25 protein-coding genes and 1 tRNA gene are annotated in these 25,054 nt (G+C 58.6%); 15 read left to right on the top strand and 11 right to left on the bottom strand.

Going from position 1 to position 25,054, the window contains the following annotated elements; translation table 11 throughout:
* The first annotated feature begins 72 nt into the window (after positions 1-72).
* The 15 genes from AC3ISI_RS22530 (at position 73) to nadA (ending at position 11,811) form a co-directional block, all read left to right on the top strand.
* A complete protein-coding gene (locus AC3ISI_RS22530; protein WP_489333860.1) occupies positions 73-819 on the top strand; it encodes a YebC/PmpR family DNA-binding transcriptional regulator in 747 nt (248 codons plus the stop codon).
* 158 nt (positions 820-977) lie between these two features.
* Complete coding sequence (gene ruvC, locus AC3ISI_RS22525) at positions 978-1,502, top strand: crossover junction endodeoxyribonuclease RuvC (RefSeq protein ID WP_007945844.1); 525 nt, start codon at positions 978-980, stop codon at positions 1,500-1,502.
* 115 nt (positions 1,503-1,617) lie between these two features.
* Positions 1,618-2,235: a Holliday junction branch migration protein RuvA gene (gene ruvA / locus AC3ISI_RS22520; RefSeq protein WP_489333859.1), complete on the top strand. Its 618-nt coding sequence runs from the start codon at positions 1,618-1,620 to the stop codon at positions 2,233-2,235.
* Complete coding sequence (gene ruvB, locus AC3ISI_RS22515; protein ID WP_489333858.1) at positions 2,236-3,297, top strand: Holliday junction branch migration DNA helicase RuvB; 1,062 nt, start codon at positions 2,236-2,238, stop codon at positions 3,295-3,297.
* Between the two features lie 127 nt (positions 3,298-3,424).
* Positions 3,425-3,892, top strand: a complete 468-nt coding sequence (gene ybgC, locus AC3ISI_RS22510) for a tol-pal system-associated acyl-CoA thioesterase (protein WP_027922939.1) — start codon at positions 3,425-3,427, stop codon at positions 3,890-3,892.
* Positions 3,882-4,577, top strand: coding sequence for a protein TolQ (tolQ, locus tag AC3ISI_RS22505; protein WP_140667542.1), 696 nt, complete (start codon positions 3,882-3,884; stop codon positions 4,575-4,577). Before ybgC ends, tolQ begins: the two co-directional genes overlap by 11 nt.
* Positions 4,578-4,600: 23 nt before the next feature.
* Positions 4,601-5,053: a protein TolR gene (gene tolR, locus AC3ISI_RS22500; RefSeq protein ID WP_201206765.1), complete on the top strand. Its 453-nt coding sequence runs from the start codon at positions 4,601-4,603 to the stop codon at positions 5,051-5,053.
* Complete coding sequence (gene tolA / locus AC3ISI_RS22495) at positions 5,053-6,132, top strand: cell envelope integrity protein TolA (protein ID WP_489333857.1); 1,080 nt, start codon at positions 5,053-5,055, stop codon at positions 6,130-6,132. Before tolR ends, tolA begins: the two co-directional genes overlap by 1 nt.
* On the top strand, positions 6,129-7,430 hold the full coding sequence (gene tolB, locus AC3ISI_RS22490; RefSeq protein WP_489333856.1) for a Tol-Pal system beta propeller repeat protein TolB: 1,302 nt from the start codon (positions 6,129-6,131) through the stop codon (positions 7,428-7,430). The genes tolA and tolB overlap by 4 nt, the downstream gene beginning before the upstream one ends.
* A 52-nt stretch (positions 7,431-7,482) precedes the next feature.
* The gene (pal, locus tag AC3ISI_RS22485; protein ID WP_007945836.1) at positions 7,483-7,980 is read left to right on the top strand and encodes a peptidoglycan-associated lipoprotein Pal; all 498 of its coding nucleotides are present in this window, start codon (positions 7,483-7,485) and stop codon (positions 7,978-7,980) included.
* Positions 7,981-7,986: 6 nt separating this feature from the next.
* Entirely contained in the window at positions 7,987-8,832 is an 846-nt protein-coding gene (ybgF, locus tag AC3ISI_RS22480; RefSeq protein WP_489333855.1) for a tol-pal system protein YbgF, read from the top strand.
* A 166-nt stretch (positions 8,833-8,998) separates the two neighbouring features.
* Entirely contained in the window at positions 8,999-9,646 is a 648-nt protein-coding gene (gene queE, locus AC3ISI_RS22475; RefSeq protein ID WP_201194062.1) for a 7-carboxy-7-deazaguanine synthase QueE, read from the top strand.
* A gap of 1 nt (position 9,647) precedes the next feature.
* On the top strand, positions 9,648-10,340 hold the full coding sequence (gene queC / locus AC3ISI_RS22470; protein ID WP_489333854.1) for a 7-cyano-7-deazaguanine synthase QueC: 693 nt from the start codon (positions 9,648-9,650) through the stop codon (positions 10,338-10,340).
* A gap of 63 nt (positions 10,341-10,403) precedes the next feature.
* A tRNA-Lys gene (locus AC3ISI_RS22465) sits at positions 10,404-10,479 on the top strand.
* 273 nt (positions 10,480-10,752) lie between these two features.
* Positions 10,753-11,811, top strand: a complete 1,059-nt coding sequence (gene nadA / locus AC3ISI_RS22460) for a quinolinate synthase NadA (protein ID WP_489333853.1) — start codon at positions 10,753-10,755, stop codon at positions 11,809-11,811.
* 72 nt (positions 11,812-11,883) lie between these two features.
* Here nadA and AC3ISI_RS22455 read toward each other — a convergent pair whose 3' ends face one another.
* From AC3ISI_RS22455 to arcA, 11 genes are all read right to left on the bottom strand, one after another.
* Positions 11,884-12,372 carry an RDD family protein gene (locus tag AC3ISI_RS22455; RefSeq protein ID WP_489333852.1) on the bottom strand — a complete coding sequence of 163 codons (489 nt, stop codon included), beginning with the start codon at positions 12,370-12,372 and terminating at the stop codon, positions 11,884-11,886.
* A 95-nt stretch (positions 12,373-12,467) separates the two neighbouring features.
* Positions 12,468-12,680: a cold-shock protein gene (locus AC3ISI_RS22450; protein ID WP_007934683.1), complete on the bottom strand. Its 213-nt coding sequence runs from the start codon at positions 12,678-12,680 to the stop codon at positions 12,468-12,470.
* Positions 12,681-13,072: 392 nt separating this feature from the next.
* Positions 13,073-14,197 (bottom strand): glycine cleavage system aminomethyltransferase GcvT, encoded by a 1,125-nt coding sequence (gene gcvT, locus AC3ISI_RS22445; RefSeq protein ID WP_489333851.1) that lies wholly within the window; start codon positions 14,195-14,197, stop codon positions 13,073-13,075.
* Positions 14,198-14,235: 38 nt separating this feature from the next.
* Positions 14,236-15,612 (bottom strand): L-serine ammonia-lyase, encoded by a 1,377-nt coding sequence (locus AC3ISI_RS22440; RefSeq protein ID WP_489333850.1) that lies wholly within the window; start codon positions 15,610-15,612, stop codon positions 14,236-14,238.
* A 191-nt stretch (positions 15,613-15,803) separates the two neighbouring features.
* Positions 15,804-18,653 (bottom strand): aminomethyl-transferring glycine dehydrogenase, encoded by a 2,850-nt coding sequence (gene gcvP, locus AC3ISI_RS22435; RefSeq protein WP_489333849.1) that lies wholly within the window; start codon positions 18,651-18,653, stop codon positions 15,804-15,806.
* A gap of 11 nt (positions 18,654-18,664) precedes the next feature.
* A complete protein-coding gene (gcvH, locus tag AC3ISI_RS22430; RefSeq protein WP_489333848.1) occupies positions 18,665-19,048 on the bottom strand; it encodes a glycine cleavage system protein GcvH in 384 nt (127 codons plus the stop codon).
* A gap of 422 nt (positions 19,049-19,470) precedes the next feature.
* Positions 19,471-20,979: a sigma-54-dependent transcriptional regulator gene (locus tag AC3ISI_RS22425; protein WP_489333847.1), complete on the bottom strand. Its 1,509-nt coding sequence runs from the start codon at positions 20,977-20,979 to the stop codon at positions 19,471-19,473.
* 203 nt (positions 20,980-21,182) lie between these two features.
* Complete coding sequence (locus AC3ISI_RS22420; protein WP_489333846.1) at positions 21,183-21,545, bottom strand: DUF5064 family protein; 363 nt, start codon at positions 21,543-21,545, stop codon at positions 21,183-21,185.
* A 12-nt stretch (positions 21,546-21,557) separates the two neighbouring features.
* Positions 21,558-22,487, bottom strand: a complete 930-nt coding sequence (gene arcC / locus AC3ISI_RS22415; RefSeq protein WP_489333845.1) for a carbamate kinase — start codon at positions 22,485-22,487, stop codon at positions 21,558-21,560.
* 206 nt (positions 22,488-22,693) lie between these two features.
* A complete protein-coding gene (locus AC3ISI_RS22410) occupies positions 22,694-23,704 on the bottom strand; it encodes an ornithine carbamoyltransferase (RefSeq protein ID WP_034149160.1) in 1,011 nt (336 codons plus the stop codon).
* Between the two features lie 67 nt (positions 23,705-23,771).
* On the bottom strand, positions 23,772-25,028 hold the full coding sequence (gene arcA / locus AC3ISI_RS22405; protein WP_489333844.1) for an arginine deiminase: 1,257 nt from the start codon (positions 25,026-25,028) through the stop codon (positions 23,772-23,774).
* Between the last annotated feature and the right edge of the window lie 26 nt (positions 25,029-25,054).

Below are 25,054 nucleotides of genomic sequence, written 5' to 3'. Positions count from 1 at the left end.
GGTCGTGATTTTTTGTTGCTGGCCGACACTGTGTGGGGCGGGCAATGTTTCAAAGATAATTCGGAGCGAGTTATGGCGGGTCATTCCAAGTGGGCGAACATCAAGCACCGCAAAGAACGTCAGGATGCCAAGAAGGGCAAGATTTTCACCAAGTGGATTCGTGAACTGACTGTTGCTGCCCGTCAGGGTGGTGGTGATCCGGGCTCCAACCCACGCCTGCGTCTGGCGCTGGACAAGGCCCTTGGCGCGAACATGAGTCGTGACATCATTGATCGCGCGGTCGCACGCGGCGCGGGTGCTGCCGACACCGACGACATGGTCGAGTTGAGCTATGAAGGCTACGGCCCGGGCGGTGTAGCGGTGATGGTCGAGTGCATGACCGATAACCGTAATCGCACTGCCGCTGCTGTTCGCCACGCGTTCAGCAAATGCGGCGGCAACCTCGGCACCGACGGTTCCGTGGCGTATTTGTTCGAGCGCAAAGGGCAGATTTCCTTTGCGCCAGGCGTTGATGAAGACGCGCTGATAGAAGCGGCCATGGAAGCCGACGCCGATGACGTGGTCACTCACGAAGATGGCTCTATTGACGTGTTCACATCGTTCTCTGGCTTCTATGCCGTGCGCAATGCGCTGGAAGCAGCCGGTTTCAAGGGTGTAGATGCTGAAATCGTCATGCTGCCGACCACCAGCGCCGAGCTGGACCTGGAAGGCGCCGAGAAGGTGCTCAAGCTGATCGACATGCTTGAAGACCTGGATGATGTGCAGAACGTCTACTCCAACGCGGACATCCCTGAATCGGTGGCCGCACAGCTCGGTTAAGGGCTACTAAGATTCAATGTGGGAGCGAGCCTGCTCGCGAATGCGGATTTTCAGGCAACATCGTTGCTGAATATGAAACCGCTTTCGCGAGCAGGCTCGCTCCCACATTTGTTATTCGCTGAATTGAATATCGTGCTTTTACTGAACCCGCAGGCGTTATGACTTTAATTCTTGGTATCGACCCCGGTTCGCGTATTACCGGTTATGGCGTGGTGCGCGATACCGGGCGTGGCTGTGTGTACGTCGCGTCGGGCTGCATTCGCACGGGTTCGGGAGAATTGCATGAGCGTCTGCAAATCGTTTATCGCGGCGTGCGTGAAATCATCCAGACATACGGCCCGGTCACCATGGGCATCGAAAAGGTGTTCATGGCGCGCAATGCCGATTCTGCGTTGAAATTGGGGCAAGCGCGCGGTGCGGCCATCGTTGCCGGGGCCGAAGAAAGCCTGGAAATCGCCGAGTACACCGCAACCCAGGTCAAGCAGGCAGTGACCGGCACCGGCGCGGCGAATAAAGAACAGGTGCAGATGATGGTCATGCACATGCTGAAATTGACCAGCAAACCGCAAATCGACGCCTCGGACGCCCTGGCCATTGCCATTTGCCATGCACATACCCGTTCCAGCCTATTGCCCCATGGCCTTGGCACGGCACGCAGTCGTGGCGGGCGCTTGCGTCTCTGATAGCATCAACAGTCTTTTTTATGGAATGAGGGTTGTCGGGTCTGTGTCGTCGACGCGACCCCTTGTTCTGTTCGTCGCCAGGCATTGATCTGGCCAACGCTCAAGGATCTGAAACGTGATTGGACGCTTGCGCGGCACATTGGCTGAAAAACAGCCGCCGCACCTGATTCTGGATGTAAACGGTCTGGGGTATGAGCTGGAAGTGCCCATGACCACGCTGTATCGCTTGCCGTCGGTCGGTGAACCGCTGACCTTGCATACCCACTTGGTCGTACGCGAGGACGCGCAGTTACTCTATGGTTTCTTCGGCAAGCGTGAGCGAGACTTTTTCCGCGAGTTGATCCGTCTCAACGGCGTAGGGCCAAAATTGGCGCTGGCGTTGATGTCGAGTCTGGAAGTCGATGAACTGGTTCGTTGTGTGCAGTCCCAGGACACCTCGGCGCTGACCAAGGTGCCAGGCGTGGGCAAAAAAACCGCCGAACGTTTACTGGTGGAGCTCAAGGATCGCTTCAAAGCCTGGGAAACCGTGCCGGCGATGTTCGCCCTGGTGCCAAACCAGCCGGTCGGGCCTGACGCGCCGGCTCCGGTCGCCACCGCCGAAAATGACGCGGTCAGCGCGCTGATCTCCCTGGGCTACAAGCCTCAGGAGGCCAGCAAGGCGATTTCTGCGATCAAGGAGAAAGGTTTGAGCAGTGAAGACATGATTCGTCGTGCCCTGAAGGGAATGATTTAAGTGATTGAAGCTGATCGTCTGATTACCGCTACGCCCGCTCCTCGTGATCGCGAGGAAGTCCAGGACCGGGCAATTCGTCCTGTCAGCCTGGCCGAATACATCGGCCAGCCGACCGTTCGCGAGCAAATGGAGCTGTTCATCCAGGCCGCCCGTGGGCGTAACGAGTCTCTGGATCACACGCTGATCTTCGGTCCGCCGGGCCTGGGGAAAACCACCTTGGCGAACATCATCGCCCAGGAAATGGGAGTGTCGATCAAAAGCACGTCGGGGCCCGTGCTTGAGCGTCCGGGTGATCTGGCGGCACTGTTGACTAACCTTGAACCCCATGACGTGCTGTTCATCGACGAAATCCATCGCCTGTCACCGATCGTCGAAGAAGTGCTGTACCCAGCCATGGAAGACTTCCAGCTCGACATCATGATTGGTGAAGGGCCCGCCGCGCGCTCGATCAAGCTTGATCTGCCGCCATTCACCCTCGTCGGTGCAACCACGCGTGCCGGTATGTTGACCAATCCTTTGCGCGATCGCTTCGGGATTGTCCAGCGCCTGGAGTTCTACAGCACTGCGGACCTCGCCACGATTGTCAGTCGTTCGGCGAGCATTCTTGGTCTGCCGCTGGACCCGGAAGGCGCCTTTGAAATCGCCCGGCGTGCTCGCGGTACGCCTCGGATCGCCAACCGGCTGTTGCGTAGGGTGCGCGATTTCGCCGAAGTGCGCGCCAAGGGGCACATTACCAAGCCGATTGCCGACCTCGCGTTGAATCTGCTGGACGTCGACGAACGTGGTTTCGACCATCAGGACCGGCGTTTGCTGTTGACCATGATTGAGAAATTCGATGGTGGTCCGGTCGGTGTGGACAGCCTGGCCGCCGCGATCAGTGAAGAGCGCCACACCATTGAAGACGTGCTGGAGCCGTATCTGATCCAGCAGGGCTATATCATGCGAACCCCGCGGGGGCGGGTGGTGACCCGGCATGCGTATTTGCACTTCGGTTTAAACATTCCGTCACGAATGGGCGAAATGCCTGTCGTAGACGAGTTCCTTGATGCCGTGGACGATTAATAATTTTTGCGCACTGATATATTCGGCGTTTGTGCGGTCCCAGGACTGTACTTTTGCTGGAAAGCCGCAGATCAATGAAAAACAGTTGCCTGGCCGGATTGGCAACCTGAGGAGTAAGCACTAGAGTATGCGCGCGCAAAACGGGCTTGAGCCGTTCACACATCGTTGTCGCGTTTATTACGAGGACACCGATGCAGGCGGCATCGTGTATTACGTCAATTACCTCAAGTTTATGGAACGGGCTCGAACCGAACGGCTCCGAGATCTGGGCTTTGCCCAATCGGCGCTGGCAGGGGAGGACCTGTTGTTTGTCGTGCATTCCAGCGAAGCGCGTTACCACGCGCCGGCGCGACTGGACGACGAACTTCTGGTAAGCGCTGAAGTAATCGAATTGAACCGTGTCAGCCTGCGCTTCAAACAGCAGGTCAGGCGGGCTACGGATAATGTGCTGCTCTGTGAAGGGCAGTTTTTGGTGGCCTGTGTGCGCACTAACAGTTTAAAACCCCGGGCCATTCCCGAAGCTCTACGTGCGGCCTTTGCCGACGTGAGCGGCGCGGGTACACACTCAAAGCAGGAGATAAAGCGTGGAAGCTAACGTCGTCGACCATTCCTCCATGTGGAGCCTGGTCAGCAATGCCAGTATCGTGGTGCAACTGGTAATGCTGATCCTGGTAGCCGCATCGGTCACCTCATGGATCATGATTTTTCAGCGCAGCAATTTGATTCGCGCCGGTCGACGTGCCCTGGAGAGCTTTGAAGAGCGCTTCTGGTCCGGTATCGACCTGTCCAAACTCTACCGTCAGGCCGGCAGCAACCCTGATCCGGATTCGGGCGTCGAGCAGATCTTCCGGGCCGGTTTCAAGGAGTTCTCCCGTCTGCGCCAGCAGCCAGGCGTTGATCCGGAAGCGGTCATGGAAGGTGTGGCCCGCGCCATGCGCGTTGCCATTTCCCGCGAAGAAGAAAAGCTTGAACAGAGCCTGCCATTTCTCGCGACCGTCGGCTCCGTCAGTCCGTACATCGGTCTGTTCGGTACGGTCTGGGGCATCATGAACTCCTTCCGTGGTCTGGCCACTGCCCAGCAAGCGACCCTGGCCACTGTGGCCCCTGGTATCGCCGAAGCACTGATCGCCACCGCGATCGGTCTGTTCGCCGCCATCCCGGCCGTTATTGCTTACAACCGCTTCTCTGCTCGCAGCGAAACCCTGCTGAGCCGTTACTACACCTTCGCCGATGAATTCCAGGCGATCCTGCACCGCAAAGTGCACACCAGCGAAGAATAAGCAGGTAATTTCCAATGGCTTTAATCGCTCGAGCTCGCAAAAAGCGCAAGCCGGTTGCCGAGATGAACGTAGTGCCTTACATCGACGTGATGCTGGTGCTGCTGGTCATCTTCATGGTGACCGCGCCAATGCTCAATCAGGGCGTGAAAGTTGATCTGCCCAAGGTTTCCAGCGAAGCCTTGCCGCAGGACAACAACACCCAGGTTCTGACCATTTCGATCAAGGCTGACAAGACCTACTACTGGAACCTTGGCAGCGAAGTCGACACCGATAAGCAGCAGGACAAGGCCATGACCTTGCCGCAGATGACCAGCGCAGTGACCAAAATCATCAGCGCCGGCAATGAAAACGGCAAGCACACCCAAGTCTTCATTCGTGGCGACAAGACCGTCGACTACGGTTCGGTCATGGGCGCCATGGGCGGGTTGCAGAAGGCCGGAGTCGGTAATGTTGGCTTGATTACCGAGGCGCCCTGATGCAGCAACAACGAGAGCCAACAGCCTCGGAAAGCTACTTCTGGCCTAGTGTCTGGGCGATTGGCCTGCACGTGCTGGTGTTTGGCATGCTGTTTGTCAGTTTTGCCATGACGCCTGAGTTGCCGCCGGCCAAGCCGATTGTCCAGGCGACGCTGTACCAGCTGAAATCGAAAAGTCGGGCGACCACCCAGACCAATCAGAAGATTGCGGGTGAGGCGCAGAAATCTGCTGCGCGTCAGACCGAAGTCGAACAGATGGAACAGAAGAAGGTCGAGCAGGAAGCGGTGAAGGCTGCGGAACAAAAGAAAGAGGAAGCGGCTCAAAAGGCCGAGGAAGCCAAGAAGGCCGACGAGTCGAAGAAAGCGGATGAGGCGAAAAAGGCTGATGAAGCCAAGAAAGCCGATGAAGCGAAGAAGACCGCCGAAGCCAAAAAGGCCGAAGAGAAACAATTGGCTGATATAGCCAAGAAGAAAGCCGAAGAAGAAGCCAAGAAAGCTGCTGAAGAAGAGGCCAAGAAAGAGGCCGCTGAAGAAGCGAAGAAGAAAATCGTCGAAGACGCGAAGAAGAAAGCCGCCGAAGACGCCAAGAAGAAAGCTGAAGCTGAAGAGGCGAAGAAGAAAGTCGCCGAAGACGCGAAGAAGAAAGCTGCTGCCGATGCTGCGAAGAAAAAATCGCAGGATGCTGCACGTAAATCGACCGAAGACAAAAAGGCTCAGGCCTTGGCCGATTTGCTTTCCGACACGCCGCAGCGCCAGCAGGCCTTGGCGGATGAACAGGGTGACGAAGTCGCCGGCAGTTTCGATGATTTGATTCGGGCTCGTGCGGCAGAAGGCTGGGCTCGTCCACCTTCGGCCCGCAAAGGTATGACAGTCGTGCTGCAAATCGGCATGTTGCCGGATGGTACGGTGACTTCGGTCAACGTGGCCAAGTCCAGCGGTGACGGTCCGTTTGATGCGTCTGCTGTAGCGGCGGTCAAGAATATTGGGCGTTTGACAGAAATGCAGGGAATGAAGCCGAGCGATTTCGCTCCGTATCGTTCATTCAAGATGACATTCACACCTGAGGATTTAGCCTTGTGAGAAACCTTCTTCGAGGAATGCTTGTCGTTATCTGCTGCTTGGCAGGGATAGCGACAGCGGATGAAAAAAACATTCTGGTGACCAGCGGCAGTGATCGGGCTACCCCGATTGCAGTCGTGCCGTTCGCTTTCCAGGGCGGTACTGTCCTGCCGGACGATATGGCCGAAATCATCGGAAACGACCTGCGCAACTCGGGTTACTACTCGCCGATTCCAAAGCAGAACATGATCAGCCTGCCGAGTCAGGCCAGTGAGATCATTTTCCGTGACTGGAAGGCGGTTGGCGCCCAGTACATTATGGTCGGCAGCATTGTTCCGGCAGGCGGTCGCCTGCAGGTTCAGTACGCTCTGTTCAACGTCGCCACCGAGCAGCAAGTGCTGACCGGCAGCGTGTCGGGCAGCACTGATCAACTGCGCGACATGGCGCACTACATCTCCGACCAGTCGTTTGAAAAGCTGACCGGTATCAAAGGTGCTTTCTCGACGCGTCTGTTGTACGTGACGGCCGAGCGTTTCTCCGAGAAGAACACGCGCTACACGCTGCAACGTTCTGACTATGACGGTGCCCGTGCCGTGACCCTGCTGCAATCGCGCGAGCCGATCCTGTCGCCGCGTTTTGCACCGGATGGCAAGCGCATCGCGTATGTGTCGTTCGAGCAGAAGCGTCCACGCATTTTCATGCAGAACATCGACACCGGTCGCCGCGAGCAGATTACCAACTTCGAAGGACTGAACGGCGCGCCAGCCTGGTCACCGGATGGCAATCGCCTGGCCTTCGTATTGTCCAAGGATGGCAACCCGGACATCTACGTGATGAACCTGGGTTCGCGTCAGATCTCGCGCGTCACCAACGGTCCCGGCATCAACACCGAACCGTTCTGGGGTAAGGATGGTTCGACCATCTACTTCACTTCCGACCGTGGTGGCAAGCCACAGATCTACAAAACCAGCGTCGGTGGTGGCGGTGCGGAGCGGGTGACCTTTGTGGGTAACTACAACGCTAACCCTAAACTTTCGGCTGATGAAAAGACCCTGGTCATGATTCACCGTCAGGATGGCTTCACCAATTTCAAGGTGGCGGCCCAGGATTTGCAACGAGGTAGTGTAAAGATCCTCACTGATAGCACTCTGGACGAGTCGCCTACTGTCGCGCCCAACGGCACCATGGTAATCTACGCCACCCGCCAGCAGGGCCGGGGAGTCTTGATGCTCGTGTCCATTAATGGGCGCGTAAGGCTCCCGCTTCCTACCGCACAAGGCGAAGTCAGAGAACCTTCCTGGTCCCCTTACCTGAACTGACGCGGCGCTACACGTTGTACTTAACACATTGGGGTTCATTAGGAGTTTCACGATGGAAATGCTGAAGTTTGGTAAATTTGCTGCGCTGGCTCTCGCCATGGCTGTAGCTGTAGGTTGCTCGTCCAAAGGCGGCGACAATGCCGGTGAAGGCGCAGTAGATCCAAACGCTGGTTACGGCGCAAACACTGGTGCCGTTGATGGTTCCCTGAGCGAAGAAGCTGCTCTGCGCGCAATCACCATCTTCTACTTCGAATACGACAGTTCGGACCTGAAGCCAGAAGCCATGCGCGCTCTGGACGTTCACGCCAAAGACCTGAAAGCAAACGGCGCTCGCGTTGTTCTGGAAGGCAACACCGACGAACGTGGTACTCGTGAGTACAACATGGCACTGGGCGAGCGTCGTGCGAAAGCCGTTCAACGCTACCTGGTACTGCAAGGTGTTTCCCCAGCTCAGCTGGAACTGGTTTCCTACGGCGAAGAGCGTCCAGTTGCTACCGGCAACGACGAGCAGTCCTGGGCTCAAAACCGTCGCGTCGAACTGCGTAAGTAATTCGTCATGCGAACGTGCCGTCGTGCTGTAACTGTCTTGGCTCTCAGTCTCGCGCCGCTTGCGGTGTGGGCTGCGGTTCCTGTGGTCGATAACAACTCCGGTTATAACAATAGCGGGAGCAGTTATCCGCCTGCGGGTTACGGTACGAACGGCGCCTATGCCGGGGGAGGGGTTTCGACCCCTGTCTCGGCACAGGGCGAGCTGTTCAACCAACTGCAATCCATGCAGGAGCAGATCTCTCGCCAACAGGGTGTGATCGAAGTTCTGCAAAATGAAGTAGCGCGCATGAAGCAAGAGAACCTGGAGCGATATCAGGATCTTGATCGGCGCATAGGAACCGGCGTTGCACCTGCCGCGACTCCTGAAAATTCTTCCACCGGTGGTGATTTGAACGCCCCTGGTGCAGCCGCTGGCGCAAGTGCAGGAGCAGCTACCGCTGCCGCTCATGCACCTGCCGCGGGTAGTGAACCGGCTGATCCGGCGAAGGAAAAGCTGTATTACGACGCAGCCTTTGACCTGATCAAAGCCAAGGATTTCGACAAGGCCAGCCAGGCTTTCACCGCCTTCCTGCGCAAGTACCCGAACAGCCAATACGCGGGCAATGCCCAGTACTGGTTGGGCGAAGTGAACCTGGCCAAAGGCGATCTGCAAGGTGCAGGTCAGGCGTTTGCCAAGGTTTCGCAGCTATACCCCAAGCACCCCAAAGTGCCTGACTCGCTGTACAAACTGGCTGATGTAGAGCGCCGCCTCGGTCACCTCGACAAGGTCAAAGGCATTCTGCAGCAGGTTGTGTCGCAATACCCGGGCACTTCCGCCGCTCAGTTGGCCCAGCGAGACTTGCAGCGCATGTAAGCCTGCTTGGCCTGCTTTGAAGAAACCCGCGCTTGTCGCGGGTTTTTTCGTTAGAATTCACCCCCTTTTTATGAAACACGCTTTTTGGGATCTGCGCGGTGGCGGGGTTCCTTGAAGTGCCTGACGGAGGCGGACAGCCTGTTTAGCTGTTATGCCCGTGGCGACTATGCAAGACACATTGAGAATTACCGAAGTTTTTTACTCGTTGCAGGGTGAAACGCGGACTGCCGGGCTGCCCACAGTATTTGTGCGCCTCACCGGTTGCCCATTGCGTTGCCAATACTGCGACAGCGCCTATGCGTTCACTGGCGGCACCATTCGCCCGCTCGATGACATCCTCGAGCAAGTGGCTGGTTTTCGTCCGCGTTATGTGTGTGTCACCGGTGGCGAACCGTTGGCCCAACCTAACGCCATCCCATTGCTCAAGCAGTTGTGCGACGCCGGTTACGAAGTGTCACTGGAAACCAGTGGTGCGCTCGACATCTCGGCAGTAGATTCGCGGGTCAGTCGCGTTGTCGACCTGAAAACCCCGGGTTCGAAGGAAGTACACCGCAACCGCTACGAGAATATCGAATTGCTCACGCCTAACGATCAGGTGAAATTTGTCATCTGCTCGCGGGAAGACTACGACTGGGCTGTGTCCAAGCTGATCCAGTACGGTCTCGATCGGCGCGCCGGCGAAGTCCTGTTCTCGCCAAGCCACCATGACCTGAATGCTCGGGACCTGGCGGATTGGGTGGTGGCGGACAACCTGCCAGTACGTCTGCAATTGCAACTGCATAAATATCTTTGGAATGACGAGCCGGGGCGCTGAAATGACGGAACAACTGAACACAGCTGAAAAACGTGCGGTCATCCTGCTGTCCGGCGGCCTGGACTCGGCGACAGTCGTGGCAATGGCTCGCGCCGAAGGTTACAGCTGCTACACCATGAGCTTCGACTACGGTCAGCGCTCTCATGCCGAGTTGTACGCCGCCGAACGCGTCGCCCGAGATCTCGGTGTGGTCGAGCACAAAGTGATCGGCCTCAACCTGAACGGTATGGGTGGCTCGGCACTGACCGACAGAAGTATCGACATTCCGGAGGAGCTGGGGGAGGGCATTCCAGTCACTTACGTGCCGGCGCGCAACACGGTATTCCTGTCGCTGGCGTTGGGTTGGGCCGAGGTGCTCGGCGCGCGTGACATCTTTATTGGTGTCAACGCGGTGGATTACTCCGGTTACCCGGACTGCCGACCCGAGTTCATCGAGTCCTTCGAACGCATGGCCAATCTGGCCACCAAGGCTGGGGTAGAAGGCAACGGCTTCCGCATTCAGGCGCCTCTGCAGAACCTGAGCAAGGCGCAGATCGTCGAGGCGGGCGTGAAGCTGGGCGTCAATTACGGGCTGACGGTTTCCTGCTATCAGGCCGACGATAACGGCCGTGCATGCGGCAAGTGCGATAGCTGCCGACTGCGTGCAGAAGGCTTCGCGGCGGCCGGAATCAGCGACCCAACACCTTATTTTTGATTTATTTCAAATTAGGTGTTGAATAGTCCTTAAAAATCAGTATTATACGCGCCACCACACAGCGGGTCGTTAGCTCAGTTGGTAGAGCAGTTGGCTTTTAACCAATTGGTCGTAGGTTCGAATCCCACACGACCCACCATTTTTGTAGCAGTTTTAAAAGTCTGGAAGGCCCACGCAAGTGAGGATTTCCGGATTTTTTTTTGCCTGCGATTTAAGGTCGCCCAAGTGTTGGGCTGCACTGCGACACGCAGGTCAGAATCATCTTTTGCATCTGCAGGATATTCTGTAGCCTTGCCCAGCTTCAACGCTGTCCGTGCCTGATGAATACTCACTCTCCCGGCGGTACCCTGAAGGGTCCGGAGCCGGGTGTATACTCGACTTTCGCGCAAATGCGCCTGCAGGTCTTGCGAACATGACGCAGATTTCCGAACGCCTTCTGGTTCAGGCTCACCTCGATGCCAAGCAGCCCAAGCCGCTGACCGCCGAGGAAGAAGCCTATTACCGTACCGCCATCGCCGCTGAGCTCAAGGCTCAGGACGCGGTGCTGGTTGCCCACTTCTATTGCGATCCGATCATCCAGGCCTTGGCCGAAGAAACCGGTGGTTGCGTCTCCGACTCGTTGGAGATGGCCCGCTTCGGCAACGCCCATCCGGCCAAGACCGTGGTGGTCGCCGGTGTGAAGTTCATGGGTGAAACCGCGAAAATTCTCAACCCTGAAAAGCGCGTGTTGATGCCAACCCTCGAGGCGACCTGCTCGCTGGACCTGGGTTGCCCGGTGGACGAGTTTTCGGCGTTTTGTGATCAGCACCCTGAACGCACGGTGGTGGTGTATGCCAATACCTCGGCGGCGGTCAAAGCGCGGGCGGATTGGGTGGTGACGTCCAGCTGTGCGCTGGAGATCGTCGAAAGCCTGATGGATAACGGCGAGACCATCATCTGGGGCCCGGACAAACACCTGGGCACCTACATTCAGCGCCAGACCGGTGCGGACATGCTGCTGTGGGACGGTGCCTGCATCGTTCACGAAGAGTTCAAGTCCAAGCAGCTTGAAGACATGAAAGCGCTGTACCCGGATGCTGCGATTCTGGTGCACCCAGAGTCGCCAACCGCAGTGATCGAATTGGCGGATGCCGTCGGTTCCACCAGTCAGCTGATCGCTGCGGCCCAGAGACTTCCGAACAAAACGCTGATCGTCGCCACTGATCGCGGCATTTTCTACAAAATGCAGCAGCTGTGCCCGGACAAGGTCTTCATTGAGGCGCCAACGGCCGGTAACGGTGCCGCGTGCCGTAGTTGCGCGCACTGCCCGTGGATGGCGATGAACACCCTTGAGCGCACGCTGAAGAGCTTGAAAGAGGGGGCGAACGAGATCTTTGTTGATCCGGCGTTGATCCCTCAAGCCATTCGGCCGTTGAAGCGCATGCTCGACTTCACTCAGGCGGCGCGGATGAAACTGGCCGGCAACGCTTGAGATCTATCGGTTAAGCCAAAAAAACTGTGGGAGCGAGCCTGCTCGCTCCCACAATGGTTTCGTACGGCTGAATTATTTGGTTTTCTTCGGAATCCGAACCAGCTGCGTGTTCGAATACATGTCATGCCAGCTGCGCTTTTGCTTGTCGAACAGCGACCAGAAGAATCCCAGTCCGAGGCATAGCCAGGACGCAATCGACACCACAAACCGCAACAACGCCTGCCACAGGCTAATGGACGAGCCATCGGCGTTCTGTACGCGGATGCACCACACCTGCATGCCAAGGGTCTGGCCCGACCAGGTCCAGAATTTGGCGAAGAAGCCGAACAGCACAAACAGCAGCACCGTCGAGAGCAATGGATCACCATCCAGAGCGCCTGCTTCAGTCAGGGTGCGCATTTTGTCTTCGCCGAGGATCGCCATCTGGATCATCTTGTAGATGCCGCTGGTGACGATCAGCAGGGCGGTACACAACAGGAAGTCATAGAACATCGCTGCCAGACGACGACCCAGGGTGGCGGCGGGAAACTCGCCCTTGGGGTTGAGCAGGTGTTTCGACATGGCAGCCTCTGGATAGAAAAAGAAGCCATTTTACGGATTTACGCGCACAAAAAAGCCCCTGATGTCAGCATCAGGGGCTTTTTCGTAACAGAAGATTAGCCTTCTGCTTGAACCTCGTCAGCCTGCATGCCTTTCTGGCCTTGCACAGCAACGAAAGTCACTTTCTGGCCTTCTTTCAGGCTCTTGAAGCCGTTGCCCTGGATGGCGCGGAAATGCACGAACAGATCCGGACCGCTTTCAGGAGTGATAAAACCAAAACCTTTCTCGTCGTTAAACCACTTGACGGTACCGCTCTGACGTTGGGACATTTCTTATTTCCTTTGACGCAAAAATTAATGACAGTCTCCTTCTCATGAAAGAGTACTGGGGCTGGTTGCAGGAGAGTAAGAAGACGTCGAACGGGATGTAGCTAACTTGTAGGCTACTGCCCAGGTCACGATTCCAAGCGACCCATGCAAACACAGTGAACAAACTCTACGCCAACTACGGGAGAAAAAACAAGCCCCGTCAGAGGCCCGGTTTTGCTCAGCTTGAGCACACTAGTACGGTCTTATTCTTTGTTGCGGTTCACTTGTTTTCGAACGTTATAAGCAGTGTTCAAAAACGAAGCTTACAGGGAATGATATGCACTATTTTATGGCGGTTGCGTTACACATTAGTGCGCTGTTAACGCAACCGCGTTACTTATAGAAACAGTCAATCAGCCGCGATAGTAGCGTTGTGCAACAAATGGCATTTTGCTTACAAGCAAAGGCACCTTTTTTCCACGGACAATCGCCCATACGGGTGTGTCGATGGCGATACAAGCGCTGTCGACGTAACCCATGGCCAAAGGACCGCCGAGGGTCGGACCGAAGCCGCCACTGCAAACAGTGCCGATGATGTCGCCAGCTTCATTGACGATTTCCGCGCCTTCACGCACCGGCGTACGTTCCTGAGGCAGCAGACCGACGCGCTTGCGGCTGACGCCGCCTTGTTGTTGTGCGAACACGGTTTCAGCGCCTGGGAAGCCGCCAGCCCGTGCGCCATCGGCACGACGAGGCTTGGAGATGGCCCACAGCAGGCTCGCTTCGATAGGCGTGGTGTCGGTGTTCATGTCATGGCCATAGAGGCATAGGCCGGCTTCCAGACGCAGCGAGTCGCGAGCGCCGAGGCCGATGGCCGCCACTTCAGTTTCAGCCAGCAGGGAGCGGGCAAGGGCTTCGGCGTTGGCGGCCGGTACCGAAATCTCGAAACCGTCTTCACCGGTGTACCCCGAACGGCTGACAAAGCAGTCAACGCCCAGCAGTTTCACGCGAGCGAACTGCATGAAGGTCATCTTCGTCACTTCGGGTGCCAGACGCGCGAGCACGGTGACCGCCGCCGGACCTTGCAGCGCCAGCAGCGCGCGTTCTTCGAACAAAGGCTCGATGGTGCACTGGTCGCCAATGTGCTTGCGCAGGTGCGCCAGGTCCTGATCCTTGCAGGCGGCGTTGACCACCAGGAACAGTTCGTCGTTACCGAGGTTGGCGACCATCAGGTCGTCGAGGATGCCACCGGTTTCGTTGGTGAACATCGCGTAGCGCTGCATGCCCACCGGCAGGTCAATGATGTCCACCGGCACCAGGGTTTCCAGGGCCTTGGCGGCATTGGCGCCGGTCAGGCGAATCTGGCCCATGTGCGAGACATCGAACAGCCCGGCCTGGTCACGGGTGTGTTGATGTTCTTTCATCACGCCCAGCGGATATTGCACCGGCATGTCATAGCCGGCGAACGGCACCATGCGCGCACCGAGTTCGATGTGCAAAGCGTGTAGCGGGGTTTTCAGCAATTGTTCGGTGGACATATCCAGCTCCTGAAAAAGTGTGCAAATGCGCGTGAGCATCAGCACTCGATAATGTTGACCGCCAAACCGCCACGGGCGGTTTCCTTGTATTTGCTTTTCATGTCGGCGCCGGTCTGGCGCATGGTGCGGATGACCTTGTCGAGGGAGACGAAGTGCTGACCGTCGCCGCGCAGTGCCATGCGTACCGCGTTGATCGCCTTCACCGAGCCCATGGCGTTGCGCTCGATGCAAGGCACTTGCACCAGCCCGCCAATCGGGTCGCAGGTCAGGCCCAGGTTGTGTTCCATGCCGATTTCGGCGGCGTTTTCGACTTGCTGCACGGTCCCGCCAAGGACTTCGCACAAGGCGCCGGCCGCCATGGAACAGGCCACGCCGACCTCGCCCTGGCAACCCACTTCGGCGCCAGAAATCGAGGCGTTTTCTTTATAGAGAATGCCGATGGCGGCAGCGGTCAGCAGGAAGCGTACGACGCCGTCTTCAGTAGCCCCGGGAATAAAGCGCATGTAGTAATGCAAAACCGCCGGAACGATCCCGGCCGCACCGTTTGTGGGTGCGGTCACGACGCGTCCGCCATTGGCGTTTTCTTCATTGACCGCCAAGGCGTACAGGTTGACCCAATCCAGCACGGACAGTGGATCGCGCAACGACGATTCCGGGTTTTTGCACAATTGCCGATGGAGTGCCGCCGCGCGGCGTTTGACCTTCAATCCACCCGGCAAGATGCCTTCGTTGCGGCAACCGGCATCGACGCAGTCTTGCATCACTTGCCAGATTTTCAGCAGGCCGGCGCGGGTTTCCGCTTCCGGGCGCCAGGCGCTTTCGTTGGTCAGCATCACTTGGCTGATGGATAGGCCGTAAGTGGCGCAATGACCGAGTAAGTCCTTGGCACTTTTGAACGGGAAGGTCAGAGGTGTCGCGTCTTCGACGATGCGGTCGGCGCCGGCGGCGTCTTCATCGACCACAAAACCGCCGCCGACCGAGTAGTATTCGCGGCTGCGAATCTGCAGACCGGCGGCGTCGAATGCGCGAAAAATCATGCCGTTGGGGTGATAGGCCAACGGTTTGCGAATCATCGCCAGGTGTTCTTTCTCGTTGAACGCAATGCTGTGTTCGCCGAGCAAGATCAAGCGACCGTTGCTACGGATGTCTTGCAGGCGGGCGGCGACGGTTTCGGTATTTACGGTGTCCGGGTGTTCACCTTCCAGGCCGAGCAGCACAGCCTTGTCGCTGCCGTGCCCCTTGCCAGTGGCGCCGAGCGAGCCGTAGAGCTCGACTTTGACGCAGGTTGTGGCGGCCAGCAGCCCTTCACGGCGCAAACCTTCGGCGAAACGCGCGGCAGCGCGCATCGGGCCGACGGTGTGGGAGCTGGAGGGGCCGATGCCAATCTTGAACAGGTCGAACACGCTTAACGACATGGTTGTTCTCCGGTTTCTTGTTATAGGAATAGGCGGAAAATGGTCCTGTAGGAGCTGGCTTGCCAGCGAAGGCGTTGTGTCAGGCAACTTTTGGGTCGGCTGATCCTCCGTCTTCGCTGGCAAGCCAGCTCCTACAGGGGGTTTGTGGTGTTCTTGAATGAGGGGGCGAGTAAACCCGCCCCCTCATTGGTTTAAGCGTAGCTTTCGATCGATGGGCAGGCGCAGATCAGGTTGCGATCGCCAAACACGTTGTCGACGCGACCGACCGGTGGCCAGTATTTGCCTTCGATCAGCGATGCAACCGGGTAAACCGCTTGCTCACGGCTGTACGGATGCGTCCACTCGCCAACGATTTCCGCAGCGGTGTGCGGAGCGTTCTTCAACGGGTTGTCGTCCTTGTCCAGCGTGCCGTTTTCCACCGCGCGGATTTCTTCGCGGATGCGGATCATGGCGTCACAGAAGCGGTCCAGTTCTTCCTTGGATTCGCTTTCGGTCGGCTCGATCATCAGCGTGCCGGCGACCGGGAATGACATGGTCGGGGCGTGGAAGCCGAAGTCGATCAGGCGCTTGGCAACGTCATCGACGCTGATACCGCTGCTGTCTTTCAGTGGGCGCAGGTCAAGGATGCATTCGTGCGCGACCAAGCCGTTGCTGCCGGTGTACAGCACTGGATAGTGCTCTTCGAGGCGACGGGAGATGTAGTTGGCATTCAGGATCGCGAGCTGCGAAGCGCGCTTGAGGCCTGCGCCGCCCATCATTCGAATGTACATCCAAGTGATCGGCAAAATGCTCGCGCTGCCAAACGGCGCTGCGCAGACCGCGCCTTCCTTGCGTTCCATCTGGGCATGACCCGGCAGGAACGGGGTCAGGTGCGATTTCACGCCAATCGGGCCGACGCCCGGGCCGCCACCGCCGTGCGGGATGCAGAAGGTTTTGTGCAGGTTCAGGTGCGACACGTCGCCGCCGAACTTGCCCGGTGCGCAGAGGCCGACCATCGCGTTCATGTTGGCGCCGTCGATGTATACCTGGCCGCCGTTGTCATGAATGATGCCGCAGATTTCGCGGATGCCTTCTTCGAACACGCCGTGGGTCGACGGGTAGGTGATCATCAGCGCGGCGAGATGTTCACGGTGCTCGATGGCCTTGGCGCGCAGGTCTTCGATGTCGACGTTGCCGCGGGCATCGCAAGCGGTCACGACCACACGCATGCCAGCCATGTTGGCGGTGGCCGGATTGGTGCCGTGGGCGGACGACGGGATCAGGCAGATGTCGCGGCGGTCTTCGCCACGGCTCTGGTGATAGGCGCGAATCGCCAGCAGGCCTGCGTATTCACCTTGCGAGCCGGCGTTCGGTTGCAGCGAGATCGAGTCGTAACCGGTCGCGGCGCAGAGCATCGCTTCCAGTTCGTCGGTCAGTTGCTGATAGCCGGCGCTTTGCTCGGCCGGGGCGAACGGGTGCAGGGCACCGAATTCAGCCCAGGTCACCGGGATCATTTCGCTGGCGGCGTTGAGTTTCATGGTGCACGAACCCAGCGGGATCATGGTGCGGTCCAGCGCCAGGTCCTTGTCGGCCAGCTTGCGCAGGTAGCGCATCAGCTCGGTTTCCGAGTGGTAACGGTTGAACACCGGGTGGCTGAGGATCGGCGATTGGCGCTCCAGTGCGGCCGGAATGGCGCTGACCACGCAAGCGGCGAGGGCGGTGAAGTCTGGCAGGGCTTTGCCGTCAGCCAGCACGCTCCACAGGGTTTCAACGTCGGCCTGGGTGGTGGTTTCGTCGAGGGACAGGCCCAGACGTTCAGCGTCGACCACACGCAGGTTGATGCGCTGGGCGCGCGCCTGCTCGTGCAGCTTGGCGGTGTTGGCACCAGTGTTCAGGGTCAGGGTGTCGAAGAAGCTGGCTTGTTCGACGGTCAGGCCCAGTGCGTTCAAGCCTTTGGCCAGAATGGCGGTCAGGTGATGCACGCGGTTGGCGATCTGGGTCAGGCCTTTCGGACCGTGGTACACGGCGTACATGCTGGCGATGTTGGCCAGCAAGACTTGTGCGGTGCAGATGTTGCTGGTCGCCTTCTCGCGACGGATGTGTTGCTCGCGGGTCTGCATGGCCAGGCGCAGGGCCGGCTTGCCGAAACGGTCCACCGAGACACCGACCAGTCGGCCCGGCATGTCGCGCTTGAACGCATCTTTAGTGGAGAAGTACGCCGCGTGCGGGCCACCGAAGCCCAGCGGAACGCCGAAACGCTGGGCACTGCCGATGGCCACGTCAGCGCCGAATTCGCCTGGCGGGGTCAGCACGGTCAGGGCCAACAGGTCAGCGGCCACAGCCACCAATGCGTTGGCAGCGTGGAAGCGTTCGGTCAGTTCGCGGTAATCGAACACGTCGCCGTTGCTGGCCGGGTATTGCAGCAGGGCGCCGAAGAACGGCGTCACGTCAGTCAGTTCGGACTCGTCGCCGACCACCACGTCGATGCCCAGCGGCTCGGCACGGGTGCGCAGCACGTCGAGGGTTTGCGGGTGGCAATGCACGGAGGCGAAGAAGGCGTGGCTGCCCTTGTTCTTGCTCAGGCGTTTGCAGAAGGTCATGGCCTCGGCAGCGGCGGTGGCTTCGTCGAGCAAGGAAGCGTTGGCAATCGGCAGGCCGGTCAGGTCGCTGATCAGGGTCTGGAAGTTCAGCAGCGCCTCGAGACGGCCTTGGGAAATTTCTGGCTGGTACGGGGTGTAGGCGGTGTACCAGGCCGGGTTTTCCAGCAGGTTGCGCAGGATCGGCGACGGCGTGTGGGTGCCGTAGTAGCCCTGGCCAATGAAGGTCTTGAACAGCTGGTTTTTACCGGCGATGGCTTTGATCGAGGCCAGGGCCTCGGCTTCGCTCAGACCGTCTTCCAGGCCCAGCACGCTGGTGCCTTTGATGCTGTCGGGAATGACGCTGGCGCTCAGGGCTTCCAGGGAGTCGAAACCGAGGCTGTTGAGCATGGCTTGCTCGTCGCCGGCACGCGGGCCGATGTGACGGGCGATGAATTCGTTGGCGGTGGTCAGATGTACAGTCATGTCAGTGCTCCTCAGGCTTCGGCTTGGGCTTTGATCAGACGGTCGTAGGCGTCCTGGTCCAGCAGTTTGGCGACCGCCGCGGCGTCGCTTGGCTGGAAGCGGAAGAACCAGCCTTCGCCCAGCGGATCTTCGTTCACCAGTTCAGGGCTGCTGTCGAGTGCCGGGTTGACTTCCAGCACCTCCCCGTCGAGTGGCATGTAGACGCCGCTGGCGGCTTTTACCGATTCCACGGTGGCGGCTTCAGCGCCTTTATCGTAGGACTGCAGCTCAGGCAGTTGTACGAAAACCACGTCGCCCAAGGCGTTCTGTGCGAAAGCGGTGATGCCGACAGTGACGGTGCCGTCAGCTTCGGTGCGCAGCCATTCGTGATCTTCAGTAAAACGCAAATCGCTCATGAGAACTCCTAAGGGGCCAGACTCGTCTGGTGGACGCTGTTGAATGCTCGGGCAAAAAGCCCTGTTATGACGGACTACATAGCAAGAACGCGGCCAATGTTGGTTTTGTCTTTATTAATCAGTGGTTTGGGAGGTTTTTCGGGCGTGTGGGTTTTGCTGGTTGTAGCGAAATCGATACGGGCAAAGTCAGAGAAGAAAGCCGAGGTGGATCAAAGCCTTGCACAGCCGTGATCGGGGAGGGGTGTAGCGATATCGTTCCGCTGTAGCGCTTTCAGTACAGGTGGAGGTCGTTTTCAGCATAGAGCCCTGTAGGAGCCGAGCTTGCTCGCGATGGCGGTATTTCAGTCGAAATCAATGGTGACTGACATACCGTCATCGCGAGCAAGCTCGGTTCCTACAGGGTTCTGTGGTGTCTGGGGATTTCAGGGTTTGTTGGGAATGCCGTACTTGCGCAACCGATGGGCAATCGCGGTGTGGGAGGTTTGCAGGCGGCTGGCCAGTTGGCGGGTCGAGGGGTAGCTGACGTAGAGTTTTTCCAGCAGGGTTTTCTCAAACTCTTCCATCGCCTGTTCCAGGCTGTCGACGTCACTGTCGCTCTGGCGCGCCACCGAGGTGCCGGCGATGTCGAGGTCGCCGATGTCGACCAAGGTACTTTCGCAAATCGCCGCCGCGCGGAAAATCACGTTCTGCAATTGCCGCACGTTGCCCGGCCAGCGATTGCCCAGCAGCGCCGGGTAGGTGCCCGGTGCCAGGCGACAGACCGGGCGCTGGATTTGCGCGCAGGCCTGCTGCATGAAGTAGCGGGCGAGCAACAGAATGTCCTGGCCACGTTCGCGCAACGGCGGGACTTCAACGTTGAGCACATTGAGGCGATAAAACAGGTCCTCGCGAAAGCTGCCTTCGCTGACCATTTTTTCCAGATCGCGGTGGGTGGCGCTGAGGATCCGCACATTCACCTTTACCTCACGATCGCCACCGACCCGGCGGAAGCTGCCGTCATTGAGAAACCGCAGCAGTTTTGCCTGTAAATACGGCGACATCTCGCCGATCTCATCCAGAAACACCGTGCCCTGGTTGGCCAGTTCCATGAGCCCTGGTTTGCCGCCCCGTTGCGCGCCGGTGAAGGCGCCGGGGGCGTAGCCGAACAATTCACTTTCGGCGAGGTTCTCTGGCAATGCCGCGCAGTTCAAGGCGAGAAATGGCGAACTGTGCCGAGCGCTGCTGGCATGGCAGGCCCGCGCTACCAATTCCTTGCCGGTGCCGGTTTCGCCCTGAATCAGCAGCGGCGCATCAAGGGCGGCGACCCTTTGGGCGCGAGCCTTGAGGGTGCGGATGACGGGGGACTCGCCGAGCAGCGCATCGAAACCTTCGGCGTGATCATGGTGTAGAGCCGAGAGGCGTTCGCCGATGCGGTTGGGTAGGTACAAGGTCAGCAGGGCACCTGCATCGGTGATCGGCGTGGCGTCCAGCAGCAACGTCTGACCGTTTACCGTGATTTCCCGCAGAGGCAAGCGAAAGCCCTGTTCAAGCAACGCGTCGAGCAGTGCCGGGTCGGCGAACAGCTCGGCGATGCTTTCACCGGCCGGTTCACGGCCATACAACGCAATCAGTGCCGGGTTGGCCAGCAGCACTTTGCCGGCACTGTCCAGCGCCAGGACCGGGTCGGTCATGGCCGCGAGCAATGCGTCGAGTTGCAGGTGCCGGCGCTGGCCGGGAAGGATGTCGACCACCGTTACCGCTTGCACGCCTCGCACGCTGAACAGCGCATCGCGCAGCTCCTCTAGGACTTGCGGGCTCAGGGTCGGGGCGTCGATGTAAACGTTGGGCGGAACCATTTCCACCGCATCCAGATTGAGATTGCGCCCACCGAGCAGGGCCAGTACTTCCTGGGTAATGCCGACGCGGTCGATGAAACTGACGTGGATACGCATGGGGCGGTTTTTGGTTCTGGAATGCGGAGGGGCGCAAGTATGCCTTGGGGCGGGCGAATGGTGAAATCCTGCGCAGGATTTCGGGCCAACACCAAACCCCTGTAGGAGCTGGCTTGATCGGCGAAGGCGGCGTGTCAGTCGCTATCGATGTCGACTGTCAGACCGCTTTCGCGAGCAAGCTCGCTCCTACAGGGGCCGGTGGGTTATTCGAAGTGTTTGATGTCCACCGGGTCGCCGGATTTCATGTCCAGCTGCACCCGGATGTCTTCAAACATTTTATCGTAATGCTCGTGGTTCGAGCCAATCCGGCTGTGTGTCTCCGGAATGCCATACTTCATGGCGATACTCGTCACGTTCCTGGCAAAGTTGTAGGCCTCCTCCTTGGGCAGGAAGAAGGTCTCTTTCATCTCCTTGTCCTGAATGCTGCCATGCATCGTGAACTGGATGCCTTTTACCCCTTTGGGATTCTTGCTGACTTCATAGTCGAGGTGAATGTTGTAGCTGACATCATCCTTGGTCAGCGCGTGACGCTCGATGTGCAAGTGCCCTGGCTCAAACTGCGCCATAGACGTCTCTCCTTATAAGTAAGTAATGCCAGGTGCTGCCGTGCTGATGCGCGTACCTGCCGTGCCCTGGACGATCGCTTCAATGTCCGAGAGTGAACCGATTACCGCGACTTTTCCAGTATGGCGAGCGAACTCGCACGCGGCCTGAACCTTCGGTCCCATGGAGCCCGCGGCGAAGCCGAGTTTTTCCATTTCGTCGGGATGAGCCTGGCCGATGGCTTTCTGGGTCGGCTTGCCATAGTCGATGAAGGCGGCGCTGACGTCGGTGGCGATCACCAGAATATCGGCTTCAAGTTGTTCGGCCAGCAGCGCCGAGCACAGGTCTTTGTCGATGACCGCTTCGACACCTTCCAGTACGCCGGGGGAGGTGTACATGGTCGGGATACCACCGCCGCCGGCGCAGATCACGATGCTGCCTTTTTCCAGCAGCCATTTGATCGGGCGGATCTCGAAGATGCGTTTCGGTTTCGGGCTGGCCACCACACGACGGAATTTGTCGCCGTCCGGGGCAATCGCCCAGCCTTTTTCGGCGGCTAGTTTTTCCGCATCGGCTTTGTCGTACACCGGGCCGATCGGCTTGGTGGGGTTTTGGAACGCCGGGTCGTTGGCGTCGACTTCGACCTGGGTGAGCAGGGTGGCGAAGGGCACTTCGAAGTCCAGCAGGTTGCCCAGTTCCTGTTCGATGATGTAGCCGATCATGCCTTCGGTTTCGGCACCGAGCACGTCCAGCGGATAGGGGGTCACCGAGGTGTAGGCCGCGGCTTGCAGCGACAACAGGCCGACCTGCGGACCATTACCGTGGGCGATCACCAGTTGGTTGCCGGCATGGACTTTGGCAATTTGTTCGGTGGCGATCCGGATGTTGGCGCGTTGATTGTCCGCAGTCATGGGTTCACCACGGCGGAGCAGGGCGTTACCGCCCAGAGCTACGACGATACGCATAATGGCAGTCCTTTCAGAAATCAGTGAGGTCTCGTAAGACGAATGCGGTCATTGTGGGAACCGGCTTGCCAGCGATGCAGACGCCTCGGTGAATCAGTTGCAACGAGGTGATGCCATCGTCGGAACGCCGCTCGGGGCAAGCCCGGCTCCCACAAAAGGCAGCTCCCACATTGACTGTGTCCAGTCAGTGGGAGCCGGGTGAGCCGTTAAAGGTCAGCCAGGGTCGACACCAGGATCGCCTTGATGGTGTGCATGCGGTTTTCCGCTTGCTCAAAGGCGATGCAGGCCGGCGACTCGAACACGTCATCGGTCACTTCGATGCCGTTCTTCAGGTTCGGGTACTGCTCGGCAATCTGCTTGCCAATCTTGGTGTCACTGTTGTGGAAGGCCGGCAGGCAGTGCATGAACTTGGTGCGTGGGTTGCCGGTGGCTTTCATCAGTTCGGCGTTGACCTGATACGGCAGCAATTGCTGGATACGCTCGGCCCAGGCTTCCACCGGTTCGCCCATCGAGACCCAAACGTCGGTGTGGATGAAGTCCACGCCTTTGACCGCGGCTTTCGGGTCTTCGGTCAGGGTGATACGGGCACCGCTTTCTTCCGCGTATTTCTTGCAACGCGCGACCAGATCGTCAAGCGGCCACAGGGCTTTCGGGGCGCAGATGCGCACGTCCATGCCCAGCTTGGCGCCGATCAGCAGCAGCGAGTTGCCCATGTTGTTACGGGCATCGCCCAGGTAGACGTAGCTGATTTCGTGGATTGGTTTGTCGGCGTTTTCACGCATGGTCAGTACGTCGGCGATCATTTGGGTCGGGTGATATTCATCGGTCAGGCCGTTGAACACCGGCACGCCGGCAAACTTGGCCAGTTCCTCGACAATTTCCTGCTTGAAGCCACGGTACTCGATGGCGTCGTACATGCGCCCCAGTACACGTGCGGTGTCCTTCATGCTTTCCTTGTGACCGATCTGCGATGAGTTCGGGTCGATGTAGGTGACGTTGGCGCCTTGGTCATAGGCGGCGACTTCGAAGGCGCAACGGGTACGGGTCGAAGTTTTTTCGAAGATCAGCGCGATGTTGTTGCCTTTGAGGTGCTGTTGCTCGGTGCCGGTGTACTTGGCGCGCTTGAGGTCGCGGGACAGGTCGAGCAGGTAACGCAATTCGCGAGGGGTGTGGTGTTCCAGGCTCAGCAAATTACGGTTGTGAATGTTAAAAGCCATGATGGATCTCCTTAGGTGTCGGTTATCCCCCTGACCGTGCTCGGTAAGCACGGCCAAGGCTCAAAGGTTAGTAGTCGATAGGGTCGCGAATGATCGGGCAGGTCATGCAGTGACCGCCGCCACGCCCACGGCCCAGCTCGCCGGCGCTGATGGTGATGACTTCGATGCCGGCCTTGCGCAGCAGGGTGTTGGTGTAGGTGTTGCGGTCATAACCGATCACCACGCCTGGCTCCACGGCCACCACGTTGTTGCCGTCGTCCCATTGTTCGCGTTCCGCGGCGAAGCTGTTGCCGCCGGTTTCCACCACTCGCAACGTTTTCAGGTTGAGGGCCTTGGCCACGGTATCGAGGAAGGTGCCTTCTTCGCGTCGGATGTCGATGCCGCCCGGTTTCTTCTCGTCCGGACGCAGGGTGAAGGCGACGATCTGGTTGACGACTTCAGGGAAAACGGTAACCAGGTCGCGGTCGCAGAAGCTGAAGACGGTATCAAGGTGCATCGCGGCGCGGGATTTCGGCAGACCGGCGACGATGACTTTTTCGACCGCTTTGTTTTTGAACAGGTTTTGCGCTAGCAAGCCTATGGCCTGGCGGGACGAGCGTTCGCCCATGCCGATCAGCACTACGCCGTTACCGATGGGCATCACGTCGCCACCTTCAAGGGTGGAGCTGCCGTGTTCCAGGTCCGGATCGCCGTACCAGATCTCGAATTCGGCGTTGGTGAATTCCGGATGGAATTTGTAAATGGCAGTGGTCAGCAGGGTTTCCTGACGGCGTGCCGGCCAGTACATCGGGTTCAGGGTCACGCCACCGTAGATCCAGCAGGTGGTGTCGCGGGTGAACTGGGTGTTGGGCAGTGGCGGCAGAATGAAGCTGGAGTGGCCGAGGAAGTCGCGGAACATCTCGATGGTTTTGCCACCGAAGCTGTCCGGCAGGTCATCGGCGGAGACACCACCGATCAGGAACTCGGCAATTTTGCGCGGCTCCAGGCTACGCAGCCACGAACCGGTTTCATTAATCAGGCCCAGGCCCACAGAGTTGGGGGTGATCTTGCGCTCCAGAATCCAGTCGAGCGCTGCCGGGATTGCGACGATGTCGGTCAGCAGGTTGTGCATTTCCAGCACGTCGATGTTGCGTTCGCGCATCTTGGTGACGAAGTCGAAATGGTCACGTTTGGCTTGAGCGACCCATAACACATCATCAAAAAGCAGTTCGTCACAATTGTTCGGGGTCAGCCGCTGGTGGGCCAGGCCCGGGGAACAAACCATGACTTTGCGCAGTTTGCCGGCTTCGGAATGTACGCCGAGCTTGACTTTTTCCGTGGTCATTACAGTGATCCTCCAGATGACAAATT

The sequence above is a fragment of the Pseudomonas sp. GL_139_B genome (assembly GCF_057834475.1).
The sequence above is the reverse complement of the archived record's forward strand: the minus strand, read 5'-3'. Positions and strand labels throughout refer to the sequence as shown.